This is a genomic window from Pseudoalteromonas sp. SD03, from assembly GCF_040937955.1.
Classification (GTDB): Bacteria; Pseudomonadota; Gammaproteobacteria; order Enterobacterales; family Alteromonadaceae; genus Pseudoalteromonas; species Pseudoalteromonas tetraodonis.
Genome location: NZ_CP162514.1, coordinates 749037 through 768984, shown reverse-complemented (window position 1 = coordinate 768984; position 19948 = coordinate 749037). Strand labels below are relative to the sequence as shown.

The window sequence follows — 19948 nt, the reverse complement described above, 5'->3', positions numbered from 1 at the left end:
GGTTTTTATTATTTTGAGTCTGAAATAAGCTGTAAACTGTCACTACATGCTTGGCAATTAACAATTATTTTATCGAGTGCGGCGAGTGCTTTTTCGACGGGCATATCGTTTTCAAGTACTAGCTTGATAAGCTCAGCATTCATTGAAATACGATTTAACGGTGCCCGCGCATCATGTACTAATTCGTTTAAAGGCTTTATTTGTTTAGTTAATGCCATACTATCCTCATGTTATTTTATTTATATTCGCCAATGCCACCATATGCGTTAAGGCGGTTATAAAGCGTTTTAGTACTTATACCTAACATTTGTGCAGCCAATGTTTTATTACCTTGTACTTTATCGAGTGTTGCATGAATAAGCTCTTTTTCAACTTCTTCAATGGTTTGTCCTGCAGAAACCTGATTTTCCTGAGCTTGATTATTTACTCGTGAAAAAGGTGACTCTAGGTTATCAGGCAGTGCCACATCGCTTGTTTGTGGATCGCTCATAATAAAAGCGCGATGAATTGCATGACGAAGTTCACGTACATTACCTGGCCAGTCGTACGTTTGCAGCTCTTTAAGTTGCTCGTTAGCCCAAGCAAACGCTGTACCATTTTCATCGTTCAACTGCTCTAAAAATGCTTTTGAGAGTAATGGAATATCTTCTTTTCGCTCTCGTAGTGGCGGTATATCAATTGGAAAAACAGCGAGCCTAAAGTAAATATCTTCACGTAAAATATTATTCTGCGCTAAATCGGTAAGGGAGCGATTAGTCGCTGAAATAACACGGCAATTTACTGGTAACTCACGATTACCGCCAACCCGTGTTACTTTTTTAGTTTCAAGTACACGCAGTAAATTAGGCTGCATATCAATCGGCATTTCAGTGACTTCATCAAGAAATAACGTTCCGCCATCGGCTTGTTCAAACACGCCCTCTTTACGGGCAATGGCACCGGTAAATGCGCCTTTTTCGTGACCAAATAATTCACTGCCAATAAGCTCTTTTGAAAGGGCGCCACAGTTGCTAGCAACTAAAGGTCCTTCGCATTGACTGGCATTATGAATAGCTTGCGCTACTACCTCTTTACCTGCTCCGCTTTCACCCATAAGCATAACGTTAGCATTGGTTTTAGCTACGCGCTCTATCATAGTATAGAGCTTTTGCATTGCCTCAGATTCACCAATTAAGGTATCAAAATGATGGGTGATAGCGTTTTTCTTAGCTTTTTTAACAGTTTTTTTAGGACCATTTAAAACCAGTTCTAAATCTTCTCGCTGCAGCGGCTTTAATAAATGCGTTACATTGGGCTCACACATATCGGCTAAAATCCCCTTAACCGATGGGTGCCCTGAAATAAGAGTGACTTTAGGAGATTGACCAATCATTTTTAAATGATCTAATAAATGCAAGCCGCTACCATCGGGTAACATGAAATCCAGTAATACATGATCAAAGGAATTATTCTCAAACCACTGATGCGCTTCTTCTAAACTGGTTGCAGTTTGAATATTATGCCCAAGAAACTCAACAATATGACAAATAACATCACTAAATTCGATGTCGTCATCAACTAAAAGTATATTTAACATGATTAATCCCTATGCTTTTTTATTATTCTACTCACCCCTTTAAACAAATGAAAGGTATTCAGAGCAGGACTAAAACAATGACATTTTATTTTTTAATAGTTCGCCATTATAACTACAGATATATGTATAAACGCTTAAATTAACAATCTTTTCAGTTAATTACTTTTTAACAATGAAGTAATTAATACAACCAACTGATATAATTTACCTTTATTGCTGGAGTCGTTATGCGCCTATTAAAAACCACTATTCACCCCACTATTAATATTACTCAAGGTCATCAGTTTACTCGCCCTACTGCTCGCGCAATTGTATTTAAACAGCAGTACATTTTATTAATGTACACTCAGCGCTATGACGATTTTAGTTTACCCGGTGGTGGCGTAGACTTACACGAAAGCATTGAACAAGGACTTATCAGAGAGCTTAATGAAGAAACTGGCGCGCAAAATATAAAAATCTGCAGTGAGTTTGGCCTCTATGAAGAATATCGTCCTTGGTACAAAGATGACTTTGATATTATTCATATAAAGTCATACTGTTATGTATGCGAAATTAACGAACAACTCGGCCAAGCACAGCTTGAGCACTATGAGCAACAAAATGGTATGCAAGCTAAATGGGTAAATATTTTTGAGGCGATAGCTCACAACGAACGCACATTAGCTAATAGCGATAAACAAGGATTGTCGATTATTCGAGAAACCTTTTTATTAAAAGAAATTGCCAAACAGTTCTTTTAATAAGTTTACATTGCTGCATTTTACGTTCCTACTTGAGGTTCAGCAAGACTTTTTTACTAATATAAAATCGATATAAACCAAATAAGTTACTACTTAAAAATAGGCTTTCCATAATTATTGCCACAGGGGAGCCAGCAAAAATATTATGCGTTATCCAAAAAGAGGTTCCCACCACCATACATAACCTCAAGTGCAAGTCTCTATTTTGAAATGAAGCAATGGTTTGTATTAATGTCGCCACCAGCGCAAAGCCACTAAACCAATCTTGCCATGTTAAATAAACGGCTAAACAACTCACTGCCATAAATCCAAACATGGCCCAAGTATGCTTAAAGTATATGCAGTAAAAATAACGTAACGCGGCAATAAGCATTAAGCAGCCGGCACTGTTATAACCCAAAATAAAAAAGTGGACTGAGGTTAATAACACAGAGGTAAATAAACAACATAAGATAATGCGTCGGGACTTAAACTGAAATGAAGCTAAGTCGAGTAAAGTCGCGACGGCAACCAATGATTGGGCAATTAAAAACATAACACTCCAAGGCACTTAAGGCATAAAAATGAGGAGTGTATAGTGCTTTATATAAACAGCACTTAACTTAAGTTAAGTCGCTTACGAATTCGTGATAACGAAATGGCCGAAATACCTATATACATAGCCACTTGGCTTAAGCTTAACTGCGCCAACCAATGCGGTTTATGTTTAAGCAAGTAACAGTATCGCTGCTCGGGGCTGTTGAGTAATAAAAATGCTTCTTTGGCTTCTTTAAATATTAGTTGCTGCGCAATGAGTTGCTGCTTAATGAGTTGGTACTGTGCTTGCTCAAATAGTGTTAGCGGTACTTTAATTACACTTGCCTCATTAATTACTTTTAATTGGTAAAAAGCGGGGCTTGAGGTCATCCAATTGGCAAACAGCAATGCAAACTCATTTTTAAAATAAAACTCTTTGCATTTTTGCCCGCCATCAATATCATCATGAATAGCACCTAAAACCCCCTCCACAATTAAATAGCCATAACGCTGTACATCGCCTTGGGGCAATAACACGGTATTGCGCGCGACAAGCTGTTGAGGGTAAATACCTGCCAATTGTGTTTTAAGCTTATTTATAAGCACTTCATAACTATCGCCAAGCGATAAAAGTGGGTTATCAGACATTAAACATTACCATTTTTCCATTAAAATATGCGTAATATCCGCAGCTGATACCCCCACCCGAGGCACATACTTTTGACCACACCATAAAGGCGAAAAATCACTTTGGCCTGCTTTTTCAGCGCATGTTCTTAATGCAGTTATTGCGCTACTAGCGTGAGGAAACGAAGGCACGCCCTCAGGCATAGTACCTAACTCGAGCATGACGCGGTTTTGAATCCCCCGCGCAGCCCGACCTGAAAACAAAGTAGTTAGTGCGGTGCTATCTTGAGCCTGCTCTAAAATAGCTTGCTGATGTAAAGCAGATGTTTTTGCCTCTTTACATAATAAATAAGCGCTACCAACTTGAACTCCACTGGCTCCCAGCGCTTTCATATGCTTTACATCATCTGCCGTTGCAATACCTCCTGCAGCAATAATCGGTAATGATAAATACTCAACACAACGCTTAACTAACTGCTCAGTGGTTTGTTGCAAGCTTAAATCCATTGATAAAAAATGCCCTCGATGCCCTCCAGCTTCTAAACCCTGAGCAATAACAGCATCAGCGCCATTTTCACTGAGCCAAATAGCTTCATCTAAAGTGGTCGCCGTTGAAATTACTTTAGTGCCCCAGCTTTTTATTTGCGCCACAATAGCGTGCTTAGGTAAACCAAAATGAAAACTCACAACTGCCGGTTTATAGGGTGCAATAATATCAACAACGGCTTGGTTTATAGGCTGACGGGATGCCCCTGCGGTTAAACTTTGCGGGTCAATTTCATACTCTGCAAAATAAGGGCTCAGCATATTATGCCATTGCTGCTTTTGTTGGCTGGTGTAATCAGTAACCGAGTGACAAAAAAAGTTTAGATTAAATGGTTTATCTGTTTTTTGAGTAAGTAAGTCGAGCTGTTCAACTAACTGTGCTGGCGATAACATAGCACAAGGCAACGACCCTAGCCCGCCAGCTTCACAAACGCTTGCAGCCAATTCAACGTTTTGTACGCCCGCCATAGGCGCTTGAATAAGAGGTAAATCGATATTAAACAATGACTGTACCATCTAACTACTCCCTGTAACTTTTTCAACAACTTGCAGTATTTACAGAACCATAGCAAAAACAACGAACAAACAAAATCTAGATTTTTGTATAAAGTAATATAAAAACCATTATTAACAAAAAGTTATGAATTTTTATAAACTATCGCCCAACTGGCTTTGGTTTTGCACCTACCCTATTACATAATTTGTTAGGAGGTAAAATGAGTAACACAGTAGATACGATCAATCCAGCAACCGAGCAAGTCATCAATAGCTATACGCTGCTTTCTCAAGCTCAAGCAGAACAAGTGATCGAAAAGTCTCATGAAACATACTTAACATGGCGATTAACCTCGTTTACTGAGCGCGCTAAATACTTGAATAAGCTAGCCTCTTTATTTGAAGAGCAAAAAGAAGCGCTTGCTAAACTGATGACCGAAGAAATGGGTAAAGTGTACGAACAAGGCTTTCAAGAAGTGCAGCTTTGTGCTGACATTTGCCGTTATACCGCAGAACATGGCGCCGATATGCTGAGCGACGAAGAACGCGATATGCAAGGCGGTCGTGCAATTATAAGTTATCGCCCTACTGGCGTGTTGCTAGGTATTCAGCCATGGAACTTCCCACTTTATCAAGTTATTAGATACAGTGCCGCAAATATTATGGCGGGTAATACCACGGTATTAAAACACGCGGGCAATGTATTTGGTATGGCTGAAAAAATAGATACCTTATTTAAACAAGCTGGGTTCCCTGAGCATTGCTTTAGTAACTTACTAATTGACGGAAAAACAGCCAGCGCACTTATTTCTCATGAACACATTAGTGGCGTTACCTTCACAGGAAGTGATGGCACAGGTAAAAAAGTAGCTGAGCAAGCCGGTAAGCACGTTAAAAAAACGGTATTGGAGCTTGGCAGTAACGATGCTTATGTTGTACTTGATGATGCCGACCTCGCACTAGCAGTTAAAACCTGTTTGCAGGGCCGCATTATTAACAATGGGCAAACCTGTGTGGCTGCCAAGCGCTTTGTGGTAGTTGACTCATTATACAATGACTTTAAAGAAGCGCTGAGCCAGCAATTTAAAGCAATTAAAATGGGCGACCCTATGGATAAAGATACGGAACTGGGTCCTATGGCACGCGAAGATTTACGCGACAAAATTCATCAGCAAGTGCAAGACTCGGTAAATGCAGGCGCAAAAGTAATTGTAGGCGGCGAAATTCCGCAGCAAACAGGCTATTACTACCCGCCTACAGTACTAGAAAATTTATCACCAGGGATGCCTGCATACGATGACGAATTATTTGGCCCTGTGGCATCTTTGATTAAAGCCAAAGATAATGATGACGCTATGCGTATTGCCAACGACTCCCGTTATGGACTAGGCGGTGGTATCTTTTCAAAAGATGAGAAAAAAGCCATTGAGCTGGCTAAAAAGCATTTTGATACCGGTATGATCAACATAAACGGTTACGGACTGGCACAACCGAACTTACCATTTGGCGGTGTTAAAGACAGTGGCTATGGCAGAGAACATGGCGGCTTTGGTATTCGCGAGTTTGTGAATGTTAAAAGCATCATGATTAATAGCTAATATCAGGTATCTGGTTAATAAAACTAAACACCGCGCTTGTAATAAGCGCGGTGTTTTTTTGTCTGATGAATCTAAAAACCTGAATTGGGCTGTTTTAAAAACTCGCGTTCTTCTTCTGTAGACTCCCGCCCCAGTATTTTATTACGATGCGGGTAACGATTAAATTTATCGATAATCGCTTTATGTTGATACTCAAAGTCTAAGTTATTTTGAATACCTAATCCCTTATATAACTTAACCGCTTCCTTATGAATTAACTTCGATTCGCTGTGCATAAAAGGCATATACAAAAATACTCGCTGCTCATCCGTCAACTTCTTATCAAACCCTTTTGTAATGGCCGATTGTGCTAACGCTAAAGCCATTGAATCACAGGCGAATGATGCTGGCTTGTCACGATAAATATTGCGCGAGAACTGATCAAGCACGATAATTTCAGCTAGGCTGCCTAATGCACTCTCACGCCATTGAAATAACTCACTCGCACTCGCTTGCTGGTGTAATTGGCCAAAACGAGCCTGAATCATCAAATCAAACGCCTCATCTTTTTGCCACCACTGCTTAGGCTCAAGCTCTGTAAACCAAAAGTAGATAATTTTATTAAACATAATGAATCTCTTTGCTAATTAACACTCAACTAAATAGCTCGCTATATAAAATCCCGCAAATTTAAAAGCACGCCCCTAATGTATTAATTTTGCCTTTCGCCTAAAGCCTTTAACCTAATACCTGTACTTCATCTAGCCTTTTTCAAACCTAGGCACTTTACGTTTATCGGCTTTGCTCATAGCAAGCTCTTGTATGTCCTGCTGTTTAAGCTCGCTGGGCTTTGTTTCGAGTGATTGCTGATTAGCATCTTCATAAACAAGTTCGGTAAGCAGAGCAAAGTGATCGGAGCCATATTTAGCAAGACGTTTGATACGCTTTACAGTAAAACCTGTAGAGTGAAATAAGTGATCGAGCGGCCAGCGCATAAAAAAGTAACCAGCATGAAAAGTGTTATAAAAGCCCCGTCCTTTACGTGGGTCTAAAAAGCCACTGATTTGCATAAATAAACGGGTGCTGCGTGACCAAGCTACATCATTTAAATCGCCGGCGACTATCGTCGGGCGGCTTGGATTTTTAAGCGCTTTAGCCACCATTATTAGTTCGCTATCGCGCGGACGCGATGAATCTTCTTCGGTTGGGCTCGGTGGGGCAGGATGAATAAAGTGGCCTTGCATTTTTAGCCCTTGATGATTTTCAAACAAAATATGAATAGAGGGAATATTATCTTCTATGAGTTCACAAATTTGTGCATCGAGTATGTTAAATTTACTAAAGACATGCATGCCGTAGCGGTTATCTTTTGGGCACTGTACTTGATAAGGGTAGTTTTTTTTAAGCACAGATAACTTATCTTGCCACCAGCTATCGCTTTCTAGAGTGATGAGTAGGTCGGGTTCATAGGTATTAACAAGGCTAATGAGCTGCTCACTATTGTGGTTCGACATAAGTACATTAGCCGACATAATACGAATGCTGTGGTTGATATTTTCCGGTGCGCTTTGCACCTCTTTTTTAGCAAGCCATGTATAAGGATAAATCCACTTAGCTTGAAGCGCACAAATAATTAAAGCAACAGCCGCTATTAATGAGTATGCAATAAAGTCGATTTGCCACATACCTATTAGTGCAACGATAATTACAGCGCTTGCTAGGTAACACACCTGCAAGCGCACAAAATCGCAGCTACGGACTAAATAGTGCTGACTGTATGACAGCGGCAATAAGGTTATTAACAACAAAAAGCCAGTAATTACCGCCAACACTATGAGCATTTATAAGTCCTTATATGGTGCCTAATGGCGCTGTAAAATAGAGAGAATTTCACGAGTGTCGTGCACTAGATGAATAATAGTGCGATCAACTTCTATTCGCACTGTGTCTCTTTCTCGGTCTATTACTCTAGCACGCTTATAAATATCATGCTCGAGGATATCGCCTTGATGATAACGGGTGTGCCATCCTGGTGGAGTCCACCCTTGGCGAATTAAATGCCTTGCTTGTTTTTTAGAGATTCGTTTTTTGTCATGGTATTGGTTATATTTATGCTTTTTCCAGTGATGCTTGTTTGCGTGTTTATTCGCATGTTTGTCTTTGTGTGGTACAGCAAATGCGTTTGTTGCCATTAGCGCAAAAACCATTACTAAAATACTGATTAGTGATTTCATGGCGATTCTCCAGTGTGATCATTACTGAAGAGTATTAACGGTTAAGCCTGAACATTACATGAAATGAGAAAAATTAACGCTGCTTGTACTGTGTTTTACAATGACTGCGCATAATCGCGGGGTCGCGTAACTTTAGGTGTTTAGTTTTACGCCCAGCATGGCGCTTACGCCATACTTTAAATGAGCCGCTAGATATGTGGTCACGCATAAAATTAACTAACTGAGAGTAATTTAGCCCATACAGATTTTCAATGGCTTCAAATGGCGTTCTGTCTTCCCATGCCATTTCTATAATGCGTGATTGCTGTTCTTGGTTAAACATATTAATTCCAAATTTGGTTAATACGCAAAAGTTAAATTTAGCGATCATCACTTGGTTGTGATGTTAAAAATATAATCTCTTTTCATTTATTAACTTTAATTAAGTGTATGATTAATCTACACACTGAAACCGGAGCTAAAAGGATGTTTACAAAACTACCTAAGTGGGTCGAATATGGTGCGTTTACCCTCGCTTTTATTGCCGGTATGGTAAACGCAGTAGGTTTATTAGGGTTTGAACAGCAAGCAATTTCTCACGTTTCAGGGTCGGTGACTTCATTAGCTATTGAACTTACTACCAACATCAAGGCGGCGTTATTTTTAGTTGCGATTGTACTGAGTTTTATATTTGGCTCGGCATTAACAGGCTTAATGCTTTCAGGCGGTTCACTTAAGCTAGGCCGCCATTACGATACGCTCTTATTTATTGAGGGTATTTTACTGCTGTTAAGCGCACAGCTACTTCAATATTCTTACCCTTACGCACTTACACTTGCCTCTGCTGCCTGCGGCTTACAAAATGCTTTGGCCACTAACTACAGCGGCGCTGTAGTGCGTACCACTCATTTAACCGGTATATTTACCGACCTAGGGTTAATGTTTGGAAAAGCCCTAAAAGGACAAACATTCGATACTAGAAAGTGCATTGTTTTTGTATTAATTATTGCCGGTTTTTTAACCGGCGGAGTGGTAGGCGTATTGCTATTTAAACATTACTCAGTGCTGACTTTAGTTGTGCCCGGCATTTTTTGTATTGTTTTATCGATTACTTATCGGGTTTATAGGTTGAGTGTGCTTTAACCAATTCACAAAATCCCCTACCCTAAACTTATCAAATTGCCGATGTGCTGGAATTTATGAAATACTACTATTTACCCCCTTTATTGTTATGCAGTCAGTTAAGTTTAATTAATAGTGCGTGTGCTGAAGATACCGCGCAATCAATTGAACGTATCACAACCACAGCATCACGTAGTGAAGCGCTTTCCACCCCATTACCTTTGGTGATCAGTGTATTAAGCGAATCACAGCTTGAGCTTATTGCCCCTACCCATGTAGAAGAAGCACTGCAACGCGTTGCAGGTGCCAATGTACAACGTGGTAATGGTCAAGAGTATTTACCCGCCCTGCGCTCGCAGGTGCTTTCTGGTACGGGGGCTTGTGGAGGGATTTTAACTGCTGAAGATGGTATTGCACTTCGTGCAGCTGGGTTTTGTAATATTAATGAGCTATTTGAAGCACATAGTGAGATGGCACAGCGTATTGAAGTATTAAAAGGCCCAGGCTCTGCACTGTATGGCTCAAATGCAGTGCATGGCGTAATTAACGTCATTACACCAGACACGACCCAAGGTGGTGGTTTACTGGGTGTTGATTATGGCTCTTACGGTTATGCTCGCTATAAATTGCGTGCAGGCCATGCTATGGATAATTCAGGGTTCGGTATTAATGCCAGCTTTACCGATGATGGCGGTTACCGAGATGATGAAAGCGTTAAACAACAAAAAATAAATGTGCGACATCGATACGCTAACAACAACTTAAGTTTAATATCGGGGTTGACCTATACCGACTTAGACCAACAAACCGCAGGATATATTAGTGGCTTTCAAAGCTATAAAGATGAAGATATTGCACAGCAAAATTTTGATCCTGACGCCTTTAGAAAAGCTCGCTCGCTTAGGGCTTGGAGTAAAGTAAGCTGGCAATTAGGTGAGAACACGCTTGTTGTTACTCCTTATCTTCGTGACCAAAGCATGGACTTTTTCAAACACTTTTTACCCGGTACTCCGCTCGAAAAAAACAGTCAAACAGGGTTTGGCCTACAATCGCTTTATCAACATTATGTGAACGACAATACCAACCTAAAACTTGGTTTTGATGGTGAGTTTACTCAAGCCGATTTTTTACAAACCCAAGATAAACCGACTCAAGGTTCTGCGTTTTTAGTAGCCACAGTGCCGCAAGGTAAACATTACGATTACCAAGTTGACGCCACCTTATATGCTCCATTTGCCGCTATTGATTGGCAACTAAATAATTGGCTTATAACCGCAGGACTGCGTTATGAGCACATGCAATATGACTATCAAAATAATATGCTTGCAGGGCGTACAAAAGAGGATGGCAACGAATGTGGTTTTGGTGGCTGTCGTTATAGCCGCCCCGAAAGCACTAAAAACAGCTTTAGTAATCTTTCGCCAAAACTCGGGGTGAGCTATCAGCTTAATACTAACAATACATTATACGCTAATTTTTCAAGAGGCTATCGAGCCCCCCAAGCGGCTGAGCTCTATCAATTACAACGCGAGCAAAGTACTGCCGACTTAGACGCAGAAATAGCTAATAATGCTGAGATGGGTATTAAAGGGGTGTACAACAATACTCGCTATGGCTTATCGATGTATGCGATGAGCAAGCACAATACCATCTACCGCGACAGTGACTTTTTTACTGTTAATGACGGCCAAACTCGGCATCGCGGTATTGAGCTTGAATTAGCGCATAGCTTTAATCAGCACTTATCTGTTAATTTTGCAGGCACCTATGCCAAGCATACGTACTCGAATGAGCAAGTTATTGGCAGCATTAATATTAAAGGTAACGATATTGATACCGCACCTCGAAAGGTTGCTAATATCGATTTTAACTGGCAAGCCAACGAGAGTATTAGCCTTGCGCTGCAATGGCACTATGTGAGCCGCTACTTTTCCGACCCTGAAAACTTACATGAATATCAAGGCCACGATATTTTAAGCTTGCGCGGCCAGTGGCAAATTAGTCCACAGCTATTACTGAGTGCCCGAATTATAAACTTAACTAACACAGCCTACGCTGAGCGCGCCGATTACACCAGCTTTACTGGGGATCGTTACTTCCCAGGTAAACCACGTAATGCCATGTTGTCTGTAAGTTACCAGTGGTAAAACAAAAAATGCGCTATATAAATTATATAGCGCATTCCTTTTATACGTTTATTTCTACTTATCGAACGGCCAGTACAATTAAACCAGGCACCACAAAGAACGATCCTAGTATATAGCCTAATGCTGCTGATTTATTATTTGTACCAATTTCGGCTAGCTTTTCAGCAAGTTTTAGCGGTATTTCACGCAGCACAGGAACGCCGTAAATAAGTGCAACTGCAAATACATTAAACATAACGTGTACCAATGCAATTGTTAGCGCAACCTCAGCCATAGGCCCTGTAATTGATGTGGCCGCTAATAAAGCAGTAATGGTTGTACCGATGTTAGCTCCCAGTGTGAATGGGTAAATTTGACGCGTAGTAAACACACCACTTCCAGCAAGTGGGATCATCAAACTGGTTGTCGTTGATGATGACTGAACCATAATTGTTACTGCCGCACCTGATGTGATACCCGCGATAGGCCCGCGCCCAATGGCTCCATGCAGTATATCTTTTGCAGTGCCAACCAGCGCTTTTTTAAGTAATTTACCTAATGTAGTTACGGCAAATAAAATCAAACAAATACCTGCAATAACCATCGCTGCACCTAGCATTTTTGTATCTAAAAAACTAAATGCATCTTTTATTACGCCCACAGCTGGTTTTACGAGTGGTTTAATAAAGTTGTAGCTCTTTAATGATAAGTCGGCATCACCAATAAATAAGTGCGATAAAGCAGCAGACATTTTTTGCAGCAAACCAAACATTATTTCTAGCGGTAAAAATATAATAACGGCAAATAAATTAAAGAAATCATGAACAGTTGATGCCGCAAATGCACGTTGGAACTCTTCTTTAGAGCGAATATGGCCAATAGACACTAAGGTGTTAGTAATAGTGGTACCAATATTTGCACCCATCACCATTGGAATAGCAATACTTAACGGTAAACCGCCAGCAACTAGTCCCACTATAACTGAGGTAACCGTTGATGATGATTGCACTAAAGCGGTTGCTAAAGCACCTAATAATAATGCGATAAACGGGTTGGTTGCGAATGCAAAAATCTCTTTCGCTCCCTCAGTACCGCCCGACGCTAATTTAAAACCACCACTGACAGTGCCAACGGCTACAAGGACTAAATAAACTAAAAAGGCGATAGCAGCCCAGTTAAGCGTTTTTATTAATAGCGTATTGCGCTTTGATTCACTCATGTTTAAATCTCAGTTTTGTCTTACCGATTATGGCATTTTGATGACGTTTTTGTTTCAGAGCGCATTAGAACACCTAAATATTACAGAAATATTTCAATTCGATTAACGTGCTTTTTTATTCATAACATAAAAACATAAGGGTGAAAAATTGAGTATAAGGCAAGCCATAACTCTAAAAAAAATCAATTAAAATCAAAAAATTAAACTTAGTATTCAATTACATAACAAAGCGCTAAGTGGCATCAATTAAGGACTAAATTTAAAAAGCTCTGAGTAATAGATTAAGTAGGTACTAAAGGGAAGTTTTATAAGCTTTATCTGACTTTACTAGGGGTATTGCCTAGCCTTAGGCTAGGCAAGGTTAATAAAGCAGCAACCTCGAAGATTGAGTAAAAACAAGCTTTATGATTGATACAAATTAGCTTTTTTTATACTAGCAAAATCGTTAAAACGCACACCGTGCTGGCGCATCACTTCAAGAATTTTTTTGCTAATCATTTGACGTAAATAAAACGGCTGATTCGGCACAAAATGATGAATTGTGTGGGTGTGGCCAAAGTTAAAGCAAAACAAATTAAACGGCATAAACAAACGGCTAGTAATTACGTGAGTTTGCTCAAGCATATTATTAACACCGCCGTAATAATGCATACTGGAGGTAACAAAATTAAGTGAGCTCGAACGTACAATGTTAGGCACTATCAGCACCACCATTAAAAACTCGAACACATTCATTACATCGAGCAATAATGCCGGTGAGTTAGCCGCAATTGGGGTAAATAAATTAATTAAATGAAACCCTATCACACTGTATAAAATAGCAAAATAAGCAGTAGTAATTGGAAAACCTGCGTTAAACACTTTAAAAAAGCTAAACCCTTTAATTTCTTTACTAAAACGTTTTGCGTTAATTAATAAACCAAGCAATCCATCAACAATCACCAATGCACGTAAAAACGGGTTTTTAATACCATTACCTACCAAACGTTCTTCTAGGTCTTGCTCAGTGCCCGACGTTTTGTGGTGATGCAAATGCATCTTGCGACGATACCACGGGCTAATCGTATTAGGGCGCATCAACCACACAGTAAACATCATAAAATTGTGTAAAAAAGGCTGGTTGCTAAAGTACTGCTTATGAATAAGATCGTGCTCAAGCTCGTGCGAAATAGAGGTGGCTATAGCGGCCAATACAATACAAAGCCAAGCAGGGATAATGGCAAAGTAATACAAAGTACCAACCCCAATTAACGCACTTAGCGAGAGCAATAAGATAGCCATTCCCAAGGTGTTTTGATGCATTAACAATGGATGTTTTTGACGAAGCAGCGCTTCTTCCGCCTTAATCGCTTTAACAATGGCTTGAATATTCTGTTTTGCGGTCAATTGAGTCATGATGTTTTATTCGCAACAAGAGGTTGAGGTATATAATATCCGAGTAAAAAACTCAGTACAAAGTAATTTAATACTAATTAATTTACGGGGAAAAAAAGTATAAGATCATAATCAAATTAAATATCTCACTTTCTTAGCGCGTGCTATTGGGGCATTTTAAAGCACTTATAAAGCCACATTATACTTTTTAAGAAGCATTTTTTGTTTATCTCCTTTGATAGATAAACGACCACTGTTCCATATATTTATTAGCGTTTGCCTTCTTTCTGCGGGCATTTTATTTGAAAAAATAGGTATTTCAACCAATTTATTTTCTAAGCCTGGACGCACTATTTTTAATCCATTGTTCCAATCAAATCGATTCAACATGTACTGTAAAACCAGCATATTATCTGCATATAGATCGATTCTTCCCGCTTTAATCATCTGAAAAATCCGTTCTACCACATCGCTAGAGCCCGCGATTACTTCCACTAAATCAGAATTATTTGGATCATCAATATAATTTTGATAATCAACACTTACCGAGCTGTAATCCCACCCAGGCCCTGTTGCAACACGCTTTCCTTGTATGGATTGAATCCCATCATAGCGCCAGGATTCATCCTGCCTAACAACAAAAGCAGTTGGATATGCAAATGTTGCCTCTGAGGCGTACTCGAAACCCACTTCGATGTCTTGCGAAAATAAATATTCTGGCAACATATCGCAAAGACCATCCGCAACCATATCGAGCCCCCTTGCCAAAGGCACTTCGTAATATTCTAATTGATAGCCTTTTGATGTATATATTTGCTCTAGCATATCAATCACAAAGCCGCGGGCAGGAAAACCCTCTGACGGAAATATGGTCATAGGAGGCCATTGGTCGTAGCAAACTTTTAATGTATTGGCATGACTAAAATTACCTATACTCAATGCTAACAATAAGGATATAAGCAGCACTTGAGAGATCTTTTTTTTACCTTTAAACATTTTATTTTTCAACACGATCACGTCCTTTGTCTTTAGCGCAGTAAAGCTTCAAGTCAGCGACTTTGAATAACTCAGTAACTGAGCAGTCTTTTAGCTCGGATGAGGCAACGCCTATGCTTACAGTATAGATTACAGTTTCACCATCAACTTCTAAGGTTGAATCAACCACAGCCTTTCTTATTTTATTAGCGAGTTTGAACGAGTTATCAAGCCCTGTATTTGGAAGAAATAGTGCAAACTCCTCTCCACCCACTCTACCAATAAGGTCAGACTCTCTTATCATGCTCTGAACTGTGTCGGTAAAATGAATAAGCACCTTATCACCAACAAAATGTCCATACGTATCGTTAATGTTTTTAAAGTAGTCTAAGTCAATTAAAATAAAAGATGCGGGTAATTTCTGTCGCTGAGAAAGTTCTAGCAAATGATTTGCTGTATCAAAAAAGCTCCCCCGATTTAAAGTACCCGTTAGAGAGTCTCTTGTTGCAAGCGTTTTAAGTTTTTCATTTAATACTTGTAGATCTTTTGTACGTTTTGTAACGGCCTCTTCCAGCCAATCTCGTTTAGATTTTTCATCCTCGAGTAATCGCTCCCGATCCCTTTCCATACTAAAGAGCATCGTATTCATATGATCTTGGAGCTGGCTGAGCTCGTTGTTTTCAATATGTGAAAGATTGATCCGTTTACGTGTATTTTTACTTGATTGGACCTCATTAACTTGTTGCATCAATTCTTTTAAAGGCCTGGCTAGGTAACGATCGAAAGCCCAAATAAATAACCCAAACAAAATTGATAATTTTATCATTGCCGTAATAGCAATTAAGAAAAAACCAAATAAAACACGATCTAAAACCACCTCAGACGATGAATAGAGCACCAATGTGCCAAGAAAAACCCGTGTACCATTAAGCGTCCAATACAACTCAGATTTAGTTTCAAAAATTGAGAGAGGAAGTGAGGCTTGAGTGTAAGAACGTTTAGAAATCATGCTGTTGCCATGTTTGTCAAAAACATCAACCCCCTCAATAACCGGCATTTTAACAAGCCCATCAACGAGTACACCTAACTGAGTTTGGTCATATTGCCACAAACTCGTCGAAACAGGACCCTGAACAGTTTCTTGCAACTGTTTTAATTCATAGGAGATTGAGTCTTGTGTTTTTAAGTATTCAGTTAAAAACTGCATGCTTGTTATGAGGCAGGTTACAAACAAGTAGATAGAGAAAATAACGCGCATCATTTTTTTAGATAAACTGTTTGGACTACGGTAACTTGCAAACATTAACAATGGCACTTCTTAATAAACTTTATAGTTGAGCTTAGGTTAATTACATTCTTAATGGAAGCAAAGAACAGCATAAGGAATAAGTGTTCTCATTTCTGGCGGCTTTAGGCTATTAAAATTTAAGGCATAAAAAAACCCCAACCAATTTGGTCGGGGCTATAAAAGTGGTACCAGCGGCCGGACTTTTACTTATAACAGCGGCACCTCACGTGCCGCTCAAGTTCAGCCACTCAAATTTAAGGCATAAAAAAACCCCTGCTAAATCTAGCAGGGGCTATAAAAAGTGGTACCAGCGGCCGGACTTGAACCGGCACGCCTTGCGGCAGGGGATTTTGAATCCCCCATGTATACCAATTTCATCACGCTGGCATCATTTTTCTTTAACCTTCTAAACATGAGAAGATAAAGAAAAACCACTTTAGAGTGAAAGATTATGTATCCTCTTCCATCTCATTGTTAAGCATTATACAAACAATAAGCAAAGCGGCAAGCGTTTTATGTATTAAGCATGATCAACCGCTTAACATTTAGGCACCCATTAACATTTGAGCCAATATCGAGTTAAGCACGTAGCGTAATAGGTAGTATTTGACGGCTTATTTGCTAAACTATCGCGCACATTAACAGTGAGAGTATATTTATGTTGGCTGAGTTTCCACGGGCAGGGTTTTGGCGCCGTTTTGCGTCATTGGTGTACGATACATTAGCTATTATCGCTTTTGCGATGCTAACGGTGGTACTGTATTTATTTGCTATTCAAGGGCTTATTTCCCTTGATGTTATTGCTCTTAATGGCGCTGAAGATGTCTCAGCACGTATTCAGGACTCACTGTTACTTTCAGGGGTTCGCAGCTCACTGTTAGTTCTGGTTGGTTTGGTGTTTTTTGGTTATTTTTGGACTAAAAGCGGGCAAACAATTGGTATGCGCGCATGGCGCTTAAAAGTACAAACCAACCAAGGAAGTTTAATTAGCTGGCCACAAGCTATTATCCGCAGTATCAGCGCATTACTTGGTTTAGGAAATTTAGTGGTATTAGTCGACTTTAAAAATAAAAAAGCACTGCAAGATTACTTATCAAAAACCGAAGTGGTTACGCTCACCAAAGAAGAAAATAAACGCGTTTATCGCGAACTAGATTGATATCAATCCGCAATAATACTTAATTAAGCGAATTGGTATAACCTCAAGTTAAAGCATAAAAAAACGCGGCGCTTTTTACAAAGGCCGCGTTTTTTATTTAAGCTTTAAGTCTAGCTACACCCGCTTATTCATTAAATAAGCTGCAAACCCAGTAAATAAAATGCTCGGTAGAACAGCGCCTATAATCGCTGGAATTTGATATACCATTACCACAGGGCCAAATATCTCGTTGGTTAGGTGGAACACAATACCGGTTACCACCCCCATAATAATTCGTGCCCCCATAGTTACAGTTCGCAGCGGACCAAATATAAACGATAAAGCAACCAACAACATTACGGCAATAGAGACGGGCTGCATTAATTTACGCCAGAGCGCTAAATCATAGGTGCTGGTGTCTTGCTCATTTTGTTGTAAGTAAGCTAAATATGACCATAGCCCTGAAAACGACAGTGATTCTGGTTTTACCGATACCACGCCTAGCTTTTCGGCGGTAAGCTGCGACGGGTAAAACTCTTCAGAAACTTGTTCAGTGGTAATTAACTCTTCGCTGATCATCACTTTATTTACATCGCGCAATAGCCAACCACTATCTCGCCCTACGGCTTCTTTTGCTTTGGTGATTTGTGTTAGTGATAACGATTTATCAAAATGATACATGTTAACGCCGCGCAGCATGCCATTTTGGTCAACATCTTCAATGTTAATGAAGTTATTAGCGTCTTTAGCCCACACTCCTTTTTGCGCATTAAACACATCCCCACCATGAATCGCCTGATTACGCATTTCCTTAGCGTGAAGCTGTGCAGCAGGAGCGCCCCACTCGCCTAAAGCCATTACGCACAATGCCATAAAAATAGCTGTTTTCATTACTGAGCCAATAATTTGTAAACGCGACATCCCCGCCGCTTGCATTACTACCAACTCACTATTTGAGGCAAGCGCTCCTAATCCAGTTAAGCCACCAATAAGTGCAGCCATAGGAAAAAACACCACTAAATCATCTGGAATACTGTAAATAGTGTACAGCATGGCAGTCATTATATCGTAGCTCCCGCGCCCTACAGATTTAAGCTGCTCAATAAACTTTATTAATGTACTAATACCCACTAGCACCATTAACGCAAACCCTGTGGTTTGCAAAATGCTACGACCTAAGTACCAATCAAGTGTTTTCATCATAGGTTTTGCTCCCGCTTAGTGACGACAGCTTTAAGCCAAGCACCCAATGGACGACCTCTAATAATTAATAAGCTACCAATAAATAATGCACTTAAATGAATCCACCACAGTCCAATTGATGGCGGAATTTTGCCATCCTCTACTGCAAATTTGGCCGCATTAAGTAAAATAAAATAACCTAAATACAAGCTGATAGCGGGTACCAATTTTGCAAATTTACCTTGGCGAGGGTTTACTACACTCAAAGGCACGGCCAGCAAAGTTAATAACGGAATGGAAAGTGGGATCGCTAAACGCCACTGCCACTGTGCAATTGCTTCGGGAGTATTAATTGACATAAGTTCACGGGTCGGCACAGCTTCTAATTTACGACGTTGATGCTCTATTTCTTGTTCGCGAATTTGTACGCTGTAACCATCAAACTCAGTTAAGTTAAGCGAAGGCGCTTCGCCATCAGTTTCATAGCGTTTACCATCAGTAAGTACTAACTGCTGCTCACCACTTTGTGCTTCAATTACAACGCCTTGCTCAGCGTATACTAAACGCGCTAAATCGCCTTTTTCACTATCTGGCAACTGCGCAACAAATACTTTATTAAGTTCTTTGCCGCCATTTTCAATATTATGAATAAATACCACGGCTTTTTCGTTACCGGTTTGTTGAAAACGCCCAGCTCTAAGCGCCGATAATCCAGCATCCGCCTTTGCTTGCTCTTTTAATTGATATTCTTGCTCGCTAGCCCAAGGTGCAACATACAAGGTAAGTACCGCGGCGAGTAACGCTAAGATGACACTAGAAATAAGCGTAATGCGCACCACATACCACTCACTCACGCCACAAGCTTTAAGTACCGTCATTTCACTGTCAGCGTAAATACGGCTATAAGCTAAAATAATTCCTAAAAATAAACTCAGAGGTAAAATTAATGATGCTAACTGTGGCAACTTAAGCGCAATCATTGCGAACACGAGTTTTGCTGGGATGCTCCCCTCTGAGGCATCACCAAGAATAACAACAAACTTTTGCGACAAAAATATGGTCATTAAAGTTAAAAATACGGCGACCTGCGATTTTAAAACCTCAGTGGTCAAATAACGGAAAATTAGCAACATTCGCCCCTGTTAAACATGGAATTTCAATATAATAATAAAAAACGATGAGTGAACTAGTTAATTCACTCATTTTAAATGAGTATTAAGCACATATTATA

At 39.9% G+C, this 19948-nt stretch carries 20 protein-coding genes and 1 tRNA gene; 5 read left to right on the top strand and 16 right to left on the bottom strand.

Annotation, left to right across the window (positions count from 1 at the left end; genetic code table 11):
• Window positions 1-8 precede the first annotated feature (8 nt).
• Both ABZP26_RS03615 and ABZP26_RS03610 read right to left on the bottom strand, forming a co-directional pair.
• On the bottom strand, window positions 9-218 hold the full coding sequence (locus ABZP26_RS03615) for a hypothetical protein (protein WP_024601538.1): 210 nt from the start codon (window positions 216-218) through the stop codon (window positions 9-11).
• A gap of 17 nt (window positions 219-235) precedes the next feature.
• Window positions 236-1576, bottom strand: coding sequence for a sigma-54 dependent transcriptional regulator (locus ABZP26_RS03610; RefSeq protein WP_016900152.1), 1341 nt, complete (start codon window positions 1574-1576; stop codon window positions 236-238).
• Window positions 1577-1803: 227 nt separating this feature from the next.
• Here ABZP26_RS03610 and ABZP26_RS03605 point away from each other — a divergent pair, with 227 nt between their 5' ends.
• Window positions 1804-2319, top strand: a complete 516-nt coding sequence (locus ABZP26_RS03605; RefSeq protein ID WP_368485380.1) for an NUDIX hydrolase — start codon at window positions 1804-1806, stop codon at window positions 2317-2319.
• Between the two features lie 28 nt (window positions 2320-2347).
• On the opposite strand, the gene ABZP26_RS03600 is transcribed toward ABZP26_RS03605, so the two are convergent.
• From ABZP26_RS03600 to ABZP26_RS03590, 3 genes are all read right to left on the bottom strand, one after another.
• Window positions 2348-2854, bottom strand: a complete 507-nt coding sequence (locus ABZP26_RS03600; protein ID WP_024601536.1) for a YgjV family protein — start codon at window positions 2852-2854, stop codon at window positions 2348-2350.
• 62 nt (window positions 2855-2916) lie between these two features.
• A complete protein-coding gene (locus ABZP26_RS03595; protein ID WP_028834352.1) occupies window positions 2917-3483 on the bottom strand; it encodes a Crp/Fnr family transcriptional regulator in 567 nt (188 codons plus the stop codon).
• Window positions 3484-3489: 6 nt separating this feature from the next.
• The gene (locus ABZP26_RS03590) at window positions 3490-4524 is read right to left on the bottom strand and encodes a nitronate monooxygenase family protein (protein WP_096038182.1); all 1035 of its coding nucleotides are present in this window, start codon (window positions 4522-4524) and stop codon (window positions 3490-3492) included.
• 200 nt (window positions 4525-4724) lie between these two features.
• Here ABZP26_RS03590 and ABZP26_RS03585 point away from each other — a divergent pair, with 200 nt between their 5' ends.
• Window positions 4725-6101 carry an NAD-dependent succinate-semialdehyde dehydrogenase gene (locus ABZP26_RS03585; protein ID WP_013464180.1) on the top strand — a complete coding sequence of 459 codons (1377 nt, stop codon included), beginning with the start codon at window positions 4725-4727 and terminating at the stop codon, window positions 6099-6101.
• Between the two features lie 71 nt (window positions 6102-6172).
• Here ABZP26_RS03585 and ABZP26_RS03580 read toward each other — a convergent pair whose 3' ends face one another.
• The 4 genes from ABZP26_RS03580 to ABZP26_RS03565 form a co-directional block, all read right to left on the bottom strand.
• Complete coding sequence (locus tag ABZP26_RS03580; RefSeq protein WP_013464179.1) at window positions 6173-6709, bottom strand: DUF924 family protein; 537 nt, start codon at window positions 6707-6709, stop codon at window positions 6173-6175.
• A 132-nt stretch (window positions 6710-6841) separates the two neighbouring features.
• Window positions 6842-7921 carry an endonuclease/exonuclease/phosphatase family protein gene (locus tag ABZP26_RS03575; RefSeq protein WP_024601531.1) on the bottom strand — a complete coding sequence of 360 codons (1080 nt, stop codon included), beginning with the start codon at window positions 7919-7921 and terminating at the stop codon, window positions 6842-6844.
• A 21-nt stretch (window positions 7922-7942) separates the two neighbouring features.
• Complete coding sequence (locus ABZP26_RS03570) at window positions 7943-8314, bottom strand: hypothetical protein (RefSeq protein WP_013464177.1); 372 nt, start codon at window positions 8312-8314, stop codon at window positions 7943-7945.
• Window positions 8315-8387: 73 nt separating this feature from the next.
• Complete coding sequence (locus ABZP26_RS03565) at window positions 8388-8636, bottom strand: TIGR03643 family protein (protein ID WP_013464176.1); 249 nt, start codon at window positions 8634-8636, stop codon at window positions 8388-8390.
• Between the two features lie 143 nt (window positions 8637-8779).
• Between ABZP26_RS03565 and ABZP26_RS03560 the strand changes: the two genes are divergently transcribed.
• Window positions 8780-9436: a YoaK family protein gene (locus ABZP26_RS03560; protein ID WP_036956080.1), complete on the top strand. Its 657-nt coding sequence runs from the start codon at window positions 8780-8782 to the stop codon at window positions 9434-9436.
• Window positions 9437-9492: 56 nt separating this feature from the next.
• Complete coding sequence (locus ABZP26_RS03555; protein WP_096038181.1) at window positions 9493-11562, top strand: TonB-dependent receptor; 2070 nt, start codon at window positions 9493-9495, stop codon at window positions 11560-11562.
• Between the two features lie 58 nt (window positions 11563-11620).
• Here the strand turns inward: ABZP26_RS03555 and ABZP26_RS03550 are convergent, their stop codons facing one another.
• The 5 genes from ABZP26_RS03550 to ABZP26_RS03530 all read right to left on the bottom strand — a co-directional run bounded on the left by ABZP26_RS03550 (window position 11621) and on the right by ABZP26_RS03530 (window position 16784).
• A complete protein-coding gene (locus ABZP26_RS03550) occupies window positions 11621-12760 on the bottom strand; it encodes a Na/Pi symporter (protein WP_013464173.1) in 1140 nt (379 codons plus the stop codon).
• Window positions 12761-13162: 402 nt separating this feature from the next.
• Window positions 13163-14155 carry a fatty acid desaturase gene (locus tag ABZP26_RS03545; protein ID WP_013464172.1) on the bottom strand — a complete coding sequence of 331 codons (993 nt, stop codon included), beginning with the start codon at window positions 14153-14155 and terminating at the stop codon, window positions 13163-13165.
• A gap of 165 nt (window positions 14156-14320) precedes the next feature.
• Window positions 14321-15145, bottom strand: coding sequence for an ABC transporter substrate-binding protein (locus ABZP26_RS03540; RefSeq protein WP_236613526.1), 825 nt, complete (start codon window positions 15143-15145; stop codon window positions 14321-14323).
• Window positions 15132-16412: a diguanylate cyclase gene (locus ABZP26_RS03535; RefSeq protein ID WP_013464170.1), complete on the bottom strand. Its 1281-nt coding sequence runs from the start codon at window positions 16410-16412 to the stop codon at window positions 15132-15134. Before ABZP26_RS03535 ends, ABZP26_RS03540 begins: the two co-directional genes overlap by 14 nt.
• A 287-nt stretch (window positions 16413-16699) precedes the next feature.
• A tRNA-Leu gene (locus tag ABZP26_RS03530) sits at window positions 16700-16784 on the bottom strand.
• 271 nt (window positions 16785-17055) lie between these two features.
• Between ABZP26_RS03530 and ABZP26_RS03525 the strand changes: the two genes are divergently transcribed.
• Window positions 17056-17556 carry an RDD family protein gene (locus ABZP26_RS03525; RefSeq protein ID WP_013464169.1) on the top strand — a complete coding sequence of 167 codons (501 nt, stop codon included), beginning with the start codon at window positions 17056-17058 and terminating at the stop codon, window positions 17554-17556.
• A 114-nt stretch (window positions 17557-17670) separates the two neighbouring features.
• Here ABZP26_RS03525 and lptG read toward each other — a convergent pair whose 3' ends face one another.
• Window positions 17671-18738: an LPS export ABC transporter permease LptG gene (gene lptG, locus ABZP26_RS03520; protein ID WP_013464168.1), complete on the bottom strand. Its 1068-nt coding sequence runs from the start codon at window positions 18736-18738 to the stop codon at window positions 17671-17673.
• Entirely contained in the window at window positions 18735-19847 is a 1113-nt protein-coding gene (gene lptF / locus ABZP26_RS03515; protein ID WP_041695840.1) for an LPS export ABC transporter permease LptF, read from the bottom strand. Before lptF ends, lptG begins: the two co-directional genes overlap by 4 nt.
• Window positions 19848-19948 lie beyond the last annotated feature (101 nt).

Coding starts and splice junctions, on each gene's coding strand:
- ABZP26_RS03615 (WP_024601538.1), bottom strand. CDS start 218: ATGGCATTAACTAAACAAATAAAGCCTTTAAACGAATTAGTACATGAT.
- ABZP26_RS03610 (WP_016900152.1), bottom strand. CDS start 1,576: ATGTTAAATATACTTTTAGTTGATGACGACATCGAATTTAGTGATGTT.
- ABZP26_RS03605 (WP_368485380.1), top strand. CDS start 1,804: ATGCGCCTATTAAAAACCACTATTCACCCCACTATTAATATTACTCAA.
- ABZP26_RS03600 (WP_024601536.1), bottom strand. CDS start 2,854: ATGTTTTTAATTGCCCAATCATTGGTTGCCGTCGCGACTTTACTCGAC.
- ABZP26_RS03595 (WP_028834352.1), bottom strand. CDS start 3,483: ATGTCTGATAACCCACTTTTATCGCTTGGCGATAGTTATGAAGTGCTT.
- ABZP26_RS03590 (WP_096038182.1), bottom strand. CDS start 4,524: ATGGTACAGTCATTGTTTAATATCGATTTACCTCTTATTCAAGCGCCT.
- ABZP26_RS03585 (WP_013464180.1), top strand. CDS start 4,725: ATGAGTAACACAGTAGATACGATCAATCCAGCAACCGAGCAAGTCATC.
- ABZP26_RS03580 (WP_013464179.1), bottom strand. CDS start 6,709: ATGTTTAATAAAATTATCTACTTTTGGTTTACAGAGCTTGAGCCTAAG.
- ABZP26_RS03575 (WP_024601531.1), bottom strand. CDS start 7,921: ATGCTCATAGTGTTGGCGGTAATTACTGGCTTTTTGTTGTTAATAACC.
- ABZP26_RS03570 (WP_013464177.1), bottom strand. CDS start 8,314: ATGAAATCACTAATCAGTATTTTAGTAATGGTTTTTGCGCTAATGGCA.
- ABZP26_RS03565 (WP_013464176.1), bottom strand. CDS start 8,636: ATGTTTAACCAAGAACAGCAATCACGCATTATAGAAATGGCATGGGAA.
- ABZP26_RS03560 (WP_036956080.1), top strand. CDS start 8,780: ATGTTTACAAAACTACCTAAGTGGGTCGAATATGGTGCGTTTACCCTC.
- ABZP26_RS03555 (WP_096038181.1), top strand. CDS start 9,493: ATGAAATACTACTATTTACCCCCTTTATTGTTATGCAGTCAGTTAAGT.
- ABZP26_RS03550 (WP_013464173.1), bottom strand. CDS start 12,760: ATGAGTGAATCAAAGCGCAATACGCTATTAATAAAAACGCTTAACTGG.
- ABZP26_RS03545 (WP_013464172.1), bottom strand. CDS start 14,155: ATGACTCAATTGACCGCAAAACAGAATATTCAAGCCATTGTTAAAGCG.
- ABZP26_RS03535 (WP_013464170.1), bottom strand. CDS start 16,412: ATGTTTGCAAGTTACCGTAGTCCAAACAGTTTATCTAAAAAAATGATG.
- ABZP26_RS03525 (WP_013464169.1), top strand. CDS start 17,056: ATGTTGGCTGAGTTTCCACGGGCAGGGTTTTGGCGCCGTTTTGCGTCA.
- lptG (WP_013464168.1), bottom strand. CDS start 18,738: ATGATGAAAACACTTGATTGGTACTTAGGTCGTAGCATTTTGCAAACC.